Origin of the sequence: Bradyrhizobium xenonodulans, assembly GCF_027594865.1 — a bacterium.
GTDB classification, from domain to species: Bacteria; Pseudomonadota; Alphaproteobacteria; order Rhizobiales; family Xanthobacteraceae; genus Bradyrhizobium; species Bradyrhizobium xenonodulans.
The window spans coordinates 2,895,967-2,909,838 of the sequence record NZ_CP089391.1 but is presented as its reverse complement, the minus strand read 5'-3'; the positions used below and the strand labels follow the sequence as shown (position 1 = coordinate 2,909,838).

The following is a 13,872-nucleotide window of genomic DNA, read 5'->3' as shown; positions in this document are numbered from 1 at the left end:
GCTGCCGAAACCGGCTCCCGATGTCAGGCGAAATCCTCTTCGGTATCCGCCATGGCCTCGTCGAACTCGCCCATCGAGTCGTTCGCGATCTGCATCGCGAAACTCTGCAGTGCCGCCTCAAAGGCCTGCGCCTGCTGATTGCCGCCGCCACCATCGAGCGCCTTGCCGACGGCACCGCCAACGAGGGCGCCAACGGGGCCGCCAAACATGGCGCCGGCGATATTGCCGATCGCTCCGAACATCTCGTCACTCCATTCGCTGGTCGCGAGAATCCAATCGCGACAATTTCCGCCAAGGGTGCGGTCGCTGTCTTCCGCCCCTCCGATCGTGATGGCTCCACTCAATCGTACCGGAGTCAGTTCAAGATCGTGGGAAGCGATCTAAGCCGTCTAGCTTTCGAAAACCTGACGGGGAGGATCGTCGCATCAGCGCGCCGGCGGGAGTGAGGCCGGAACAGACACATGCACATCACGGCCGGCATCATCGTCGCTGCGCGATTGACGTGCTGTCTGACTTTCGGGACTGCGTGGATCAGGGCCGATCACCTGTTCGAGCCGGCCGTTGCGCCAAATGCTCACCTGAGTTCCCCGAAAAACATTCAATACCGTTTCCCTGGGAGGCGGCGACGAGGGGCTGATCTTTGGTCTGGCCTGTTGCTCGGCAATCAGGCCAGCAAGCGTCTGCTCGGCGAGTGCGGCAAAGCGTGGCGGTCCCGATACCAACACCAGTCCGTCGCCGGGCGCCGGGACTACCGCGAAGCGATCGTCCGCAACCTTCAAGACATCGAGAGCCGCCTTGAATTGCTCGAAGCCGATCGGGGCAAGCACCAGGAGCCGGGTCTGGGCCTCCTTGACCGCGCTGATATGGAGGACCTGACCGTCGTAGTACCATTCGAAATTGAACATTGAGGCCAGGCGTTCGAGAAACGCCCTTGGCTTCAACTCCGGCAAGCGGCCCTGAACGCGGCCGCGCACCTCGGGGCTGACGTTGACCTTGATCCCGAGGTTCGTGCCGAATTCCTGCAAGGCCGCCGGCAGATCCTGATCCACCACGGTGTAGTTGTAGGTCGTATCCGGCAGCACCAGCGGAGCGGCGCCGGCGTTCGGGCCGAAGATCAACATGGTGGAGCCGAGCACAGCGACGACGGCATACACCGCTCTTCTTCGCCGACGCGATGCAGCGGACATGGTACCGGCGCCAATATTCATCGATTTGACTTCTCGAAAACCTTCATTGTCTTCCATTCTAGTTCGATATTGCGACAGCTCGTATTGCAAGAGCTTTGGGTCGGTCCATGCACCGATCTCGTCACCTTGCCGTCAGGTGGCGTTCCTATCGTGCGGCCGGACGCGAATGCGGAGGCGTGATGACGGTCGGAGCAATCTCTTCCGGGGCTGTAATCGGCGGCACCGGAACGGACGCGGCACTCAAAGGCATCCAGGCCGCTGCGGCGCAATCGGCGGACGGCGCTCACGCGTTTGCCCGCTCCTATGCCGCAGCCGGGCAACCGGCGACGCCGCCGGTCGAATCCCTTTCTCCGGCGGAACCGCGGCGGGAGATCGACCGTCCCGCGTCGCGCAACGACTCGCTTGGCGAACGCATTCTTGATCGCCTCGAAGCCATCCATCGTGCTGACAAGCTGGGCAACAGCAATGCGAAAAAGGCGACCACCGGCCCTGTAGTGAAGGTTGCCGCGTCCGAGCCGGGACCGGCGGCAACGGCGCTGCGCGAACTTCCGAGTCAGTCGGATCTGGCCACCAGGGCGCCACGAGATGGATCGGGTCAATTCAAGGGGATGCTCGAACAGCTTCAGCAAACCTACGGGCAGGTGATTCAGGTTTCCGTCGTCTCCAAGAGCAGCGGCAGCTTCACCTCTTCGATGAACCGATTGATGTCCTCGACGTGACCGGGACCACGATGGCGCCTCAATCCTTGCTCCCGAGCCGGTCCAGCGCACAGCGGAGAAGACGTGCCGTGCTGACGGTGTGCCTGCTCTCGGCTGCGCTCGGCGGATGCAAGGCCGACCTCTATACGAAATTGCAGGAACGCGAAGCCAATGAGATGGTCGCGCTGCTGCTCGGCAACGGCTTTGACGCCGGACGCGCCCAATCCAAGGACGGCGCCAGTACGGTGACGATCGAACAGAAGCAGTTCGCGCGTGCCGTCGAACTTCTCAAGGCCAACGGTTACCCGCGGCAGACCTTCACCAACATGGGCGAAGTCTTCAAGGGCGGCGGCTTGATTGCCTCGCCGACCGAGGAGCGCGCACGCTACGTCTACGCGCTGAGCGAGGAACTGTCGAAGACGATCTCCGATATCGACGGCGTGCTGTCGGCGCGCATCCACGTCGTGCTGCCAAAGAACGATCTCCTGCGTCAAGACGCGACACCCTCCTCGGCCTCCGTCTTCATCCGCTATGATGCGCGCGCGCCGGTAAAGGCGCTGCTTCAGCAGATCAAGATGCTGGTTGCCAACAGCATCGAAGGCCTTTCCTACGAAAAGGTCTCGGTCGTGCTCGTCCCGGTGGAGCGCAACGAGGCACAGCCGATGACGGTTGCCACGGCGGTCAGCAATACATCGCTGGGGCCGCTCGCCGACACGGCACCATGGGCCGCGTCGATCCTGGGCTGCCTCCTCGTCGGCGCCGGCGGGATTTATTGGTTCAGCCGCCGTCGTGAGGTCGCGGCTTCCGCCGGCCAGGCCAAGTCCGCGACTGAAGCAATGGTCCGGCTGCCGCCCACGAATACCCACCCCCCGGCGTCGCTCTCCAATCCGGAAAAAGCCTCGCGCGGGCTCCCGCGCCAGGCAGCTTGACCGGTTGAGACAAGCTCATGTCCGACGCGGGGAATTGCACCACACCACCGACAGCGGCCAAGGGGCCATTGCCCTTGCTGCATCCCTCGCGCATTGCATCCGCGCTCGACCGGCGGCTCACGCTTGAGACTGCCCGCAGGTTGCAGAACTGCCCGCGCCTGCATGACCGGCTCGCCGCGCAGATACAGCCCTTCCTCACGCAGCAAGACCTATGGCCGCTCCCCGATACCGCCGACTTCATCGCGATGCCGGCCGATCTCGAGCATATCGCGAGGCGCGCCGGCGCGGTATGGCACGCGGCTTCGCTGCGCCTGGTCGTGACCGGCAAGGCGGCGTCCAGCCTTGTCGGCATGATCGGCGAGACGGCCTTTACATTCGGATTGCGTCACGCCGCCGCGGCGATAGCGCCGGCGCAGAGCCTCGATCCATCCGATCTCGCCGAAGCCATCGAGCGCGACGGCTTCGCATGTCTCGGCGCCTGGCTCGCGATCGAGCCGAAGCCGCGCCGCGATGCCGTGCTGCTGCGGCTGACTCCCGTGCAAGCCGGGTACACGCGCCTTTTTAGCCTCAACCATCCAGCCGCCGCTCGGGCAGTGATGGACATCGTCATGGCGGAAGAGGATGTCAGCTGATGGCCGTCGATCAAGCCCAAGCTGCGGCTGCACCACGCTTGCATCCGCTCGGTCCCGTCGTGCGAGCCGAAGAGCTCGGAATCTGGGGCGAGGCGCAGACGGCGCTGGACGCGGCCGAACGTCATCGCGAGCGCATGCGGCGCTGGGCACTTGCCGTCTACCAGCGCGAGCGCCAGCGCGGCAGGGATGAGGGACTTGCAACAGGGCGAGAGGAAGCAGCCGAGCTGATCGCTGCCACGTCGGCGCGCGCCAACACCTATCTGCGGCGCCTCGAGCAGGACTTGCCGCAACTTGTCCTCGACGTGATCGACGATCTGCTCGGCCATTTCGAGCCCGGCGATCTTCTGGCCCGCGCCGTACGGCATGCGCTGACGAGGCTGAAGGCCGCAGGCGAGGTCCGCCTTCGTGTCACGGCCGAACAGTCCGCACGTCTGCGCGCAGCTCTCGACGAGCTCCGCGAAAACGGACCGGCCGTGGTCGAGATCGAGATCGACCCGGGCCTGAAGGCCAATCAGTGCGTCCTCGTCAGCGAGTTCGGCAATATCGAGCTTGGCCTGGAATCCCAGCTCACGGCGCTGCGAAAGGGCCTTCTAGCGGAAGCAGCTCGTGGCGGCTTTTCCGGAGAGCTGCCATGACAATCACGTCGACGACTTCGGCGTCATCCTGGCCGAATCTGGACTCACCAGCATCCCGCCTCGACGGCGAACTGTCGCGGATTCGCGAACAGGCCAAGCGTACGGAGACCCGTCCCTTGCGCGGGCGCGTCACGCAGGCTGTCGGAACCATGATCCATGCCGTCCTGCCGGACGTGCGGATCGGCGAATTGTGCCGCTTGAACAATCCGTCGACCGGCTGGACGCGCGACGCCGAAGTCGTCGGCCTTGCCGACGGTCGCGCGCTGTTGACGCCGATCGGCGATCTCGTGGGACTGTCGTCACGCACTGAGGTGATTCCGACCGGACGCGTCATGGAGGCTCCCGTCGGCGACGCCCTGCTCGGCCGCGTGATCGACAGCACCGGAAGCCCGCTTGACGGCAAGGGCCCGATTGAGACCCAAGCCGCCCGACCGTTGCATGGATCGGCGCCGAGCCCCCTCATCCGTTCGCTGGTGCATCGTCCGCTGGTTGTCGGACTGCGCGCCATCGACGGACTCCTGACCTGCGGCGAAGGGCAGCGAGTGGGCATCTACGGCGAACCGGGGAGCGGGAAATCGAGCCTGCTCGCGCAAATCGTCCGCGGCGCGGACGCCGACGTCGCCGTGATTGCCCTGATCGGCGAACGCGGCCGCGAGGTGCGCGAATTCGTCGAGGTTCAGCTCGGCGCGGGCGGCATGCGCCGCACCATCCTCGTGGTATCGACATCGGATCGTTCGGCGATGGAACGGGTGAAGGCAGCTTATGTCGCGACCGCGATCGCCGAGCATTTTCGCGATGAGGGCAAGCGCGTGCTGCTCGTGATGGACAGCGTGACGCGGTTTGCGCGTGCGCTTCGCGAAATCGGGCTTGCCGCCGGCGAGCCGCCGACCCGACGAGGATTTCCACCGTCGGTATTTGCACAATTGCCGAGCCTGATGGAACGCGCCGGCCCCGGCAAGATCGGCTCGATCACGGCATTTTACACGGTACTGGTCGAAGGCGACGGCAGCGGTGACCCGATCGCGGAAGAGACGCGCGGCATTCTCGACGGCCACATGGTTCTATCGCCCCAGCTGGCCGGTGCCGGTCACTATCCGGCGATCAATGTTCTGACGAGCCGAAGCCGCGTGATGAACGCAGTCGCCGATGTCGCGCACCAACGCGCGGCCGCGCGCCTTCGCGAACTTTTGGCGCGCTACGCCGAGATCGAGTTCCTGATCCAGGTCGGCGAGTACAAGAGCGGCGCGGATCTGCTCGCAGACGAGGCCGTGAGGAAAATCGGCGAGATACAGAACTTCCTGCGCCAATCGAGCACCGAGCGGATCAGCCTTGAGGAGACCATGGCATGGTTGACACGGCTGGCGGCGTGAAGCTTCCACATGTAGAGGCGCTCGCGCGGCTGCGGCGCGAACGGGAGCGGCGTGCCTTGCATGAACTGGCCGCGCTTCGCCGCCGCGAGGCCGATGCCGAGCAAGCTCGCGAGGCGGCCGATGTATCTCTCGCAACGGAGAAAGACGCGCAACAGGCCGGCGAGCGCCACATCTATCGCGCCTTGCGGAGGTCCGGGCCGTTGCAACCCGCCGGGCTCGACCGCCGCCGCGAAACGATCAAAACCCTCGGCGACCGCGTGGACGAGGCTGCCCACGGCCTGAATACCTCAACTTCAGCTCTTCGCGAGGCAAGACAAGCGACGGAGGCTGGGCACCTGCGACTGATCGCAAGAATGCACGACAGCCGGAAATGGCGCCAGATCGAAACCCGGGTCCGGGACCAGGGTCTCAGGCGCCTGCAAGCGAGGGCAGAGCTCGATAGCGAAGACGACACCCAGCTCCACTACGGGCGATCGTCATGAATGTCCGCGCCTCGCCCCCGCTCGCCGGCAGCCCGGTTCGATCTGCGATCCGGTACGAACCATCGACCTGCCTGGCCCAGGCGCAACTCGCCTTGCTCAACGCGGCCGCGACACGGCGGCGTCCCTTCGTGGCTGAACTTGGCGGAAAACCGCTGGAGATTGCGGTGATCGGCCTGGAATCGACCACCCGGGATCCGGAGCCGTTGTGTCATTTCGGCCTGGGATCAGGGCCTGTACGCTCCATCCTGTCGCTGCCTCAATCGCTCGTCGAACAACTTGTCGCCGTCATTCAAGATGGACTCGGCCTGCCTGACGAGCCGTTGCGCAGTCTTCTGATTGAGCTGGCGCTGTCGGGCTTGCTCGATGCGTTCGACGTCCAGTTTGCCATTCCGACGCCGCTCGAACCGGTCGTCGCGCCGCCGCGGGATTTCGACCGAGTGATGCTTGCTATCCATTGGAGCGATTGGCGCGGCCCTGCCTGGCTGCATGTGCCGCGCAGCGGTGGCGGCAGACAGCTCTCAGCGATCGTCGATCTCCTCAAGCGCATGCCGGAGGCGGCGGCCTCAATGGATCGGCTGCCGTTGTGCCTGGGCTTCGAGATCGGGACGACTCCTCTGCCCGTCGCGCTGCTGTCCAGTCTGCGGCCAGGCGATGTCATCCTGGTGCAAACCAACCGCCTTGCCGTGGGAGAGGTTCTGGTCGCGCTCACGAACATCGCGGCCAACGCCGACCTGGCGGGCCGAACTGCGACCCTGCGCGGCCGATTCGCCGCCCGCCACGCCCTTGGAATGGAGACGACCATGAACGAAGCCGATGACGTCAAAGCATCGTCGGCCACGCTCGACCAGATCGAGGTCACGCTGACATTCGAGCTCGGGCGGCGCACGGTCGATCTGCGCACCCTGCGCGCGATGGCGCCCGGCCACACCTTCGACCTCGGACGCGATCCGGAAGGACCGGTCGATATCCTCGCCAATGGCAGGACGATCGGCAGCGGCGAGATCGTGCGCATCGGCGATACCCTCGGCGTGCGGGCGACACGGCTCTTCCTGCATGACTGAGCTTCAGCCCAGCATCATCGCCCTGATCGCGGTCTCGATCGGGCTCGGCCTGCTGGCTTTCGTCGTGGTCACGACCACGGCCTTCATGAAGATCTCCGTGGTCCTGTTCCTGGTGCGCAATGCGCTCGGCGCGCAGCAGGTGCCGCCGACCATCGTAATTTACGGCGCGGCGTTGATACTCACCGTGTTCATCAGCGCGCCCGTCATCCAGCAGATATCCCAACGCCTGAATGATCCGCAGTTGCAGTACCGGACCTTCGACGACTTCAAGGCCGCCTTCACCCGCAGCCAGGAGCCGCTTCGCGACCATCTCAATCGCTTCACGAGCCTTCAGGAGCGCCAGTTCTTCCTCTCGGCGACTGAACGGGTCTGGCCGGAACAAATGCGCCAGTCCACCAACGTTGATGATCTCGCCATTCTCGTGCCTGCCTTTCTGATCTCGGAATTGAAGCGGGCGTTCGAGATCGGTTTCCTGCTCTATTTGCCGTTCATCACCATCGATCTGGTCGTCACGACGATCCTGATGGCGATGGGAATGTCGATGGTGTCGCCGACGGTGATCTCGATTCCCTTCAAATTGTTCCTGTTCATTGCCATCGACGGCTGGTCCCGCCTGATGCACGGGTTGGTGCTCAGCTATGGGCAGGCTTGAATTCAAGGAGGCGCGCTTGGGAGAACCGAGTATTCTGACTCATATGAGCACGTCGCTCGTGCTGTTCCTCACCCTGGTGGTGCCGCCGCTCGGTGCCGCGCTGGTGGTCGGCGTGCTGATCGGCATCATTCAGGCCGCAACCCAGATTCAGGACCAGACCCTGCCGCTGATGGTCAAGCTCCTCGTCATCGTCGCGGTGCTCGGCCTGCTGTCGCCGGTGCTCGCGGGCCCCCTGATCGAGCATGCCAAGCAGCTGTTCACGGATTTCCCGGCACTCACCGCCGCGGGCTAGCCGGCCATGGATAGAGGTCTGCTCATTCTGCCGGAGCTGCACCGGCTGATCGTCGACCTCATCGGCATCCTGCCGGACCTGGCGCTGGCAACGACACGGGCCGTCGGCATCGTGATCATCCTGCCGGTGTTCAGTCGGATCAGCTTCGGCGGCCTGCTCCGCGCCGCGCTGACCCTGGCCTTGGCCGCTCCGATCACCGGCTACGCCACCGCCAGCCTTTCCGATCTTCAGGCGCCGGTGCGGACCATTCAGCTTTGCCTGATCGCGGTGAAGGAAATATTCGTGGGCGTGACCATCGGCTTCATGTTGAGCATGCCGTTCTGGGCCATTCAGATCGTCGGCGAACTCATGGACGTGCAGCGGGGCGTATCGAGCGAGGTGGCGCCGGTCGACCCGTCGAGCCGATCACCGGCTTCGGCGATGGGACTCTTCCTCAGCCTTTGCGGCATCGCATTGTTCGTCGCAGCAGATGGCCTCCAGACCCTCGTCGACCTGCTCTATCGCAGCTATGCGATATGGCCGTTGCGCAGCCTCATGCCGCAGATCGACGCAAGCGCCGCCTTGGCCTCGCTGGGATTGCTCGATCGCCTGGTGCGCTTCGGGCTACTGGTCGGAGGCCCTGCGATCATCTTTCTCCTCCTCATCGACATTTGCGTCCTGCTGATCGGGCGCTTTGCGCCACAATTCAAGCCGTTCGATCTCGCGCCGGCAATCAAGAACGTCGGTTTCGCCATCTTCATCGCCATCTACGCGACCTTTCTCTTTGACTATATGCGAACCGAGATCGCCACGACGCGCAACGTCGTCCAGGAACTCGGGAACTTCGTAAAGTGAGCAGCGACTCGGGCGAGGAAAAAACCCTTCCTGCCTCCAGCAAGAAGCTCGAGGATGCGCGCAAGAAGGGGCAGATTGCCCATAGCGCCGATCTCGTCAGCGCGGCTGGCGGCGTCGCAGCCATCCTCTACCTTTGGATCTGGTCGGAGACCATCGTGGAGGATTGGCGCCAGGCGCTGACCTTCGCCAGCCAGATCGAGACTTCGGATTTCGATTCCGGCCTGCGCCAGTTGATCTCGGTGCTGCTGGTGGCGAGTTTCCGCACGATTGCGCCGCTCGTTGCTCTGGTGCTGGGCGCAAGCCTGCTCGCCAACGTGATCGTCAACCGCGGCCTGCTCTTTTCACTCGAGCCGATCAAGCCGAAGCTCGACCATATCAACCCGTTCACGGGGCTTGGACGGATGTTTGGGCTGAAGAGCTGGATCGAGCTCGCCAAGACCCTGTTCAAGACCGTCGCGTTGGCTGCCGTTTTCCTGCTTGTGGTGCTCGGTACATGGAAGACGCTGGTGCTGTTGCCGGCGTGCGGCATGGGCTGCTTCAGCTTTGTGATCGGCGTCGAGGCCAAGCTGCTGCTCGGTATCGCGGCCGGCTGCTTCCTTGCCGCAGCCGCCGTCGATCTGTTCGTGCAGCGCTGGCTGTTCCTGCGGGAAATGCGCATGACCCCGTCCGAGGCCAAGCGCGAGATGCAGGAGCTCGAGGGCAACCCGCTGATACGCAGCGCCCATCAGCGACTCCGCCGGGAGAGCGCCGCCGAGCCGCGCCTTGGCGTCAAACAGGCCACGCTCGTCGTCGTGGGCCGAAACGCTGCAATCGGCCTCCGCTACGTCGCGGGCGAGACCGGCGTACCCATGGTCGTCTGCCGCGGATCGCGCGCCGCGGCTGATCGCATCGTCGCCGAGGCCCGCGGACTTGGAACTCCGTTTATCGAGGACATCGAGCTCGCAAGGCTTTTGATGCGTCGGGCGAGATTAGGCGCTGCCGTTCCTCCGCGGCTGTTCAACCGCGTCGCCAAGGCGATCTTCTCCGCGGGACTTGCCGGCTGAGGCCGCTGGCCTATTGGCCGCTCGTAGACCGCGTGACCGCCGAGCCCGACGGCGTCGGCGCGGACGGCGGTGGGCGACCGTTCGCAGCCGGGGCGTTGAAGCTGCGGTAGCGCTCGATCGGTACGGCAGCGCGCTCGCCATCCCCCGCGGGCACCGCCGGATTGCCGAACAGGTCGTGAGCATCATTGACCGTCAGCGCCAGATTGGCGCGGTTCGAGCAACCAAGCGTCTGATCGAAATCATTGTCGTTGGCTGACGGCCCGACGACGGAAAGTGACGGACAGACCGGCGGAATAGCCGTGGCGTAGTCCGCGAGGATGCGGACCGCGTATTGCCCGCGGTCATCGGCCGGCTCGGCGATTTCGACGATGTTCCAGGGCTGCAGGCCGATCGAGACGGCGGTCGCGGCGACACTGCGGCGCAGGTGAGGGTTCACGCCGATCACCCGCACATGCAGCGCGTCGACGCGCCCGTTGCTGGCGACCCGCAGAAAATCGATGAGGCGGCCGCGCTCGGATGATGCGAGCCCGCCCGAGCGTCCGCCGCGCAGCACGAGCACGTTGAGCGACGGCTGCACCAGAATCGCTTGCGCGGTCGGCTCGATATAGACCGGCGCCGTGGAGTAGCAGCCGGCGAGCGTGACCCCCGCCAGCGCGAGGATGCCAAAACGACGAAACAGCACGATCATGGCGACAGCCCCCTATTCGATGACGAAACCGGCATTGCCCGTCGCGCCGGGCACGCCGGTCGCAGGCGCCGCTCGGCCCTTGGGCGGTTTGCTCAACGTGTTGAACAGCACGCGCCCGGCATCGGTCGGCGGCGCGACACGATCGGTCGGCGCCTGCACCGCGCTTGCGGCGGGTGCCGGTCGCACCAGATAGGGCGTCACGATGATGACGAGCTCCGTCTCTTCCTTCTGGAACTGGCTCGAGCGGAACAAGGCCCCGATGATCGGCACGTCGCCGAGCCATGGAAAGGTCTTGACGTTGGTGTTGAAGTTGCGCCGGATCAGGCCGCCGATGGCAAAGCTCTGGCCGCTCGCGAGCTCGACCACGGTTTCAGCGCGCCGCGTCGAGAGCGCGGGCACCGAGAAGCCGTTGACGACGATGGCGCCTTGCGCGGAGAGCTCACTGACCTCCGGTTTGACGCGCACGTTGATCATATTGCCCGACAGCACCGTCGGAACGAATTCAAGGCTTGCGCCGAACTTACGGAACTCGACCGTCACCTGATTGAGGCCTTGAGAGACCGGAATCGGAAATTCGCCGCCCGCCAGAAAGCTTGCCGGCTCTCCCGAGACGGTCGTCAGGTTCGGTTCGGCAAGCATGGTGACAAGTTTCTCGGTGGCGAGCGCATCGAGCACGGCCGAGATGCCGACGTCGTTGGTCGCAAAGCCGACCCCGATCTGGCCGCCGCCGGATGGAGGACTGCTGTTGACGAGACCGAAGGTGAAATTTCCGGCTCGCACGAAGGCGTTGAGATTGATACCGAGCGCCTTCATCGCGGTGCGCGAGACCTCGGCCACACGGACGTTGAGATTGACCTGGGTCGCACCGGCGACCTTCAGCCGGTTGTTCACGATCGCGCCGGGCCCGAGGAACTGCAGCGTGATTGCCTTCGCGCTTTCCGCGACCGCGGCATTGGGGACGAGCCCGCTCACGACGGCGCCGTTCGGCGTATAGCTCACCGAAATCGGGTAGTCGCCGACCTCGCTGCGCAGCAAGGCGCGCAAATCCTCGATCGGCTGCGTCACCACCACCTGAAATTCGGCGAGAGCCTCTCCGCCCGCGTCAAGGGCAAACAGGCTCGTCCGGCCCGCCTTCTTGCCGAACACAAAGACCGTTTCATTTGAAGGTGTCTGGATGTCAGCGATGTTCGGATCGGCGATAAAGATATTGGCGGCCGGACCCGGCAGATGAATCGTCTGCCCCCGCGAGATGGCCATGTCCAGCCGTCCCGACAACTTGCCGGCCCCATCTCCCGATGCGCGCGAACGCGACGCTCCGACTGATTTCGTCGCTTCCATCGCCTGGCCCCGCCCGCTCTGGACCGTCTGGGCATCGAGCGTTCCCATCGAGGCGAGGACGACGCTGAGAATCGCCGCCGTGTGACGCGCCCCTCTCACGATCAAATGTGCTACCCTCCCCTGACGCTCGCTTGTCAGCCGCCGGCCACGCGCATTTCGCCTAGCTCGCACCGGTGCCGAGCAGGCGTCGCGACGCCTCGCGGCGCTCGGACGGGCTCGATCGGGCGACGCCGTCGCCCGCCTTGGCATCTACCCTCTTGTCGCGCGAGACGGCTTCGAGCACGTAGCCGACCCCGCGAACGGTGCGAACGCGGACATTCGCGGCGGCCTCGGACAGATGCGCACGCAGCCGATAAACGCCGACCTCGATGGCGTTCGACGAAACCTCGTCGTTGAAACTGTAGAGACTTTCCTCGAGCGAGCCTCGCGTGACCACACGCTCGAAGCGCCTGACCAGCACCTCCAGCAAGCACAAATCCCGACGGGGAATCCGCACCTCGCAACCATTGATCCAGACCTGTCGGCTCACGGTGTCGAATTCGAGATTGCCGGCCCGGAGACTGGGATTCTGCAAGGAGGGCGGCCGGCGCAGGACTGCGCGAATCCGTGCAATCAGTTCGTCGACGCTGAAGGGCTTTACGAGGTAGTCGTCAGCGCCCGCATTGAGGCCTTCGATACGATCGTGCACTCCCGCCACCGCCGTCGTGATGATGGTAGGGCACGCGAAGCCGCAGCGCCGACGGGCTCTCAGCCAGCTTAGCCCGTCTCCATCCGGAAGCTTGCGGTCAAGCAGCACGATGTCGTACGGCGCGCATTCGATCGCCGCGGCGGCGTCCTCGAGCGCCTCTACGACATCGACCACGAATCCATCACTCGTGAGCGCCTCCTCCATCATCGCGGCAAGAACGTTCATATCTTCAATGAGCAAAATTCTCATGGGCTCCATCCCGGTAATGGCGCCTCACCTTTTTACTGGTGATCCCTGTGCGGCGCGAACCTAGGGACGGGTAACCAAGAAATCATGCGAAAGTTTTTTTACACCGGGCAACGCCTGCACACGCCTTTCCTTGGAGTTACCTTGCTTCTGTCATACGTCATTCACGATGAGGCCAGCTGTCTTGAGACCAACGCGATCATCACGCTGCTCTAGGTTGCAGCAGGCCGATGATCGAAACCCCTATTTTTTAAGGAATGTAGTTCAACAGCTACGTGCACCGCGGGCGGCCCCGGGAGCCGACTCGACCAGTGGCCGATGCCCGCGTCGGTCTCGCGTTCCCGTTGCGTCGATTGCGCAACACCAGCTCACGCGGCAAGGCAGGCATGCACGCCGATGCCCTCTCACCATCACGATGCCCGCAGAACTCATTGATATGGAAATGCGTTATCGAGCAAAACGCTGTCAAAGGAATGATTGGATGATCTCGGTCCGCCTTCAATATGCCGCCATCGTCGTTGCCTCGCAGCTCGCGGCCCTCGGGCACGCAGCAGCCGAAACATGGTCGGATGCCGCGTCGGGATTGCGCATCAATCCACCGGCCGGTTACACGGTTCATCCGATGAGCCTGACCGCGCCGTTTTCAGTGCGCGCCTCGGTCAAGGAACCCGGCGATCGCGATACCGGCTGTCAGGTGGCGTTCGAGCCGCTGCCGCAGAACGCGCGTCTCTCCCAGGCGGACATCAATCGGATTGCGGGCGACGCCGACTGGCGCGAACGCGCGCGGTGGTCGATCGCCGCGTTCTCGAATGTCAGCGAAGAGCAGCCCTACACCCAGTCCGGCATTGTCGGCGTGTCGATGATCGCCGAAATGAAGCCGACCTTTGCGGCTCCGGATCGCGCGAAGGCGTTGCGGAATTTCATGGCAATTCTCGAGACGGCCAAAGGGCGCACAACAATTATCTGCACCGCAGAAAAAGAAGCGTTCGAGCACCGGCGCGCGGCCTTCCTCGAAGCGGCGCACGGAGTAGAGCCGCCCAGGCCGTAGCGGCGCTTCAGCCTCACTGTCAGGTTGCGATCAGCTTGCGTACCTAGCG

The 13,872-nt window shown here is 64.3% G+C and carries 17 protein-coding genes; 12 read left to right on the top strand and 5 right to left on the bottom strand.

What is annotated here, in order from left to right; genetic code table 11:
- Positions 1-23: 23 nt before the first annotated feature.
- Both I3J27_RS13420 and I3J27_RS13415 read right to left on the bottom strand, forming a co-directional pair.
- Positions 24-242, bottom strand: coding sequence for a hypothetical protein (locus I3J27_RS13420; RefSeq protein WP_270169888.1), 219 nt, complete (start codon positions 240-242; stop codon positions 24-26).
- A 183-nt stretch (positions 243-425) separates the two neighbouring features.
- Positions 426-1,244: a nodulation protein NolW gene (locus I3J27_RS13415; protein ID WP_270169886.1), complete on the bottom strand. Its 819-nt coding sequence runs from the start codon at positions 1,242-1,244 to the stop codon at positions 426-428.
- 122 nt (positions 1,245-1,366) lie between these two features.
- Here I3J27_RS13415 and I3J27_RS13410 point away from each other — a divergent pair, with 122 nt between their 5' ends.
- The 11 genes from I3J27_RS13410 to I3J27_RS13360 all read left to right on the top strand — a co-directional run bounded on the left by I3J27_RS13410 (position 1,367) and on the right by I3J27_RS13360 (position 9,815).
- Positions 1,367-1,906: a nodulation protein NolB gene (locus I3J27_RS13410; RefSeq protein ID WP_270169880.1), complete on the top strand. Its 540-nt coding sequence runs from the start codon at positions 1,367-1,369 to the stop codon at positions 1,904-1,906.
- A gap of 11 nt (positions 1,907-1,917) precedes the next feature.
- Positions 1,918-2,814, top strand: a complete 897-nt coding sequence (gene sctJ, locus I3J27_RS13405) for a type III secretion system inner membrane ring lipoprotein SctJ (protein WP_370691976.1) — start codon at positions 1,918-1,920, stop codon at positions 2,812-2,814.
- A gap of 17 nt (positions 2,815-2,831) precedes the next feature.
- Positions 2,832-3,446 carry a nodulation protein NolU gene (locus tag I3J27_RS13400; protein ID WP_270169878.1) on the top strand — a complete coding sequence of 205 codons (615 nt, stop codon included), beginning with the start codon at positions 2,832-2,834 and terminating at the stop codon, positions 3,444-3,446.
- Entirely contained in the window at positions 3,446-4,081 is a 636-nt protein-coding gene (sctL, locus tag I3J27_RS13395; RefSeq protein ID WP_270169876.1) for a type III secretion system stator protein SctL, read from the top strand. Before I3J27_RS13400 ends, sctL begins: the two co-directional genes overlap by 1 nt.
- Entirely contained in the window at positions 4,078-5,451 is a 1,374-nt protein-coding gene (gene sctN / locus I3J27_RS13390; RefSeq protein WP_270169873.1) for a type III secretion system ATPase SctN, read from the top strand. The genes sctL and sctN overlap by 4 nt, the downstream gene beginning before the upstream one ends.
- Entirely contained in the window at positions 5,427-5,933 is a 507-nt protein-coding gene (locus I3J27_RS13385; RefSeq protein ID WP_270169871.1) for a hypothetical protein, read from the top strand. The genes sctN and I3J27_RS13385 overlap by 25 nt, the downstream gene beginning before the upstream one ends.
- On the top strand, positions 5,930-6,994 hold the full coding sequence (gene sctQ / locus I3J27_RS13380; RefSeq protein ID WP_270169869.1) for a type III secretion system cytoplasmic ring protein SctQ: 1,065 nt from the start codon (positions 5,930-5,932) through the stop codon (positions 6,992-6,994). Before I3J27_RS13385 ends, sctQ begins: the two co-directional genes overlap by 4 nt.
- Positions 6,987-7,646 (top strand): type III secretion system export apparatus subunit SctR, encoded by a 660-nt coding sequence (sctR, locus tag I3J27_RS13375; protein WP_270169867.1) that lies wholly within the window; start codon positions 6,987-6,989, stop codon positions 7,644-7,646. The genes sctQ and sctR overlap by 8 nt, the downstream gene beginning before the upstream one ends.
- A gap of 16 nt (positions 7,647-7,662) precedes the next feature.
- Positions 7,663-7,938, top strand: coding sequence for an EscS/YscS/HrcS family type III secretion system export apparatus protein (locus I3J27_RS13370; protein ID WP_270169865.1), 276 nt, complete (start codon positions 7,663-7,665; stop codon positions 7,936-7,938).
- A gap of 111 nt (positions 7,939-8,049) precedes the next feature.
- Complete coding sequence (gene sctT / locus I3J27_RS13365; protein ID WP_270169863.1) at positions 8,050-8,772, top strand: type III secretion system export apparatus subunit SctT; 723 nt, start codon at positions 8,050-8,052, stop codon at positions 8,770-8,772.
- The gene (locus I3J27_RS13360) at positions 8,769-9,815 is read left to right on the top strand and encodes an EscU/YscU/HrcU family type III secretion system export apparatus switch protein (protein ID WP_270169861.1); all 1,047 of its coding nucleotides are present in this window, start codon (positions 8,769-8,771) and stop codon (positions 9,813-9,815) included. The genes sctT and I3J27_RS13360 overlap by 4 nt, the downstream gene beginning before the upstream one ends.
- 10 nt (positions 9,816-9,825) lie before the next feature.
- Here I3J27_RS13360 and I3J27_RS13355 read toward each other — a convergent pair whose 3' ends face one another.
- From I3J27_RS13355 to I3J27_RS13345, 3 genes are all read right to left on the bottom strand, one after another.
- Positions 9,826-10,503, bottom strand: coding sequence for a CpaD family pilus assembly lipoprotein (locus tag I3J27_RS13355; protein WP_270169859.1), 678 nt, complete (start codon positions 10,501-10,503; stop codon positions 9,826-9,828).
- A 12-nt stretch (positions 10,504-10,515) separates the two neighbouring features.
- A complete protein-coding gene (locus I3J27_RS13350) occupies positions 10,516-11,760 on the bottom strand; it encodes a type II and III secretion system protein family protein (RefSeq protein ID WP_370691950.1) in 1,245 nt (414 codons plus the stop codon).
- A 241-nt stretch (positions 11,761-12,001) separates the two neighbouring features.
- The gene (locus tag I3J27_RS13345; protein WP_270169857.1) at positions 12,002-12,778 is read right to left on the bottom strand and encodes a response regulator; all 777 of its coding nucleotides are present in this window, start codon (positions 12,776-12,778) and stop codon (positions 12,002-12,004) included.
- Between the two features lie 478 nt (positions 12,779-13,256).
- Between I3J27_RS13345 and I3J27_RS13340 the strand changes: the two genes are divergently transcribed.
- Positions 13,257-13,823, top strand: coding sequence for a hypothetical protein (locus I3J27_RS13340; RefSeq protein ID WP_270169855.1), 567 nt, complete (start codon positions 13,257-13,259; stop codon positions 13,821-13,823).
- Positions 13,824-13,872: the final 49 nt, after the last annotated feature.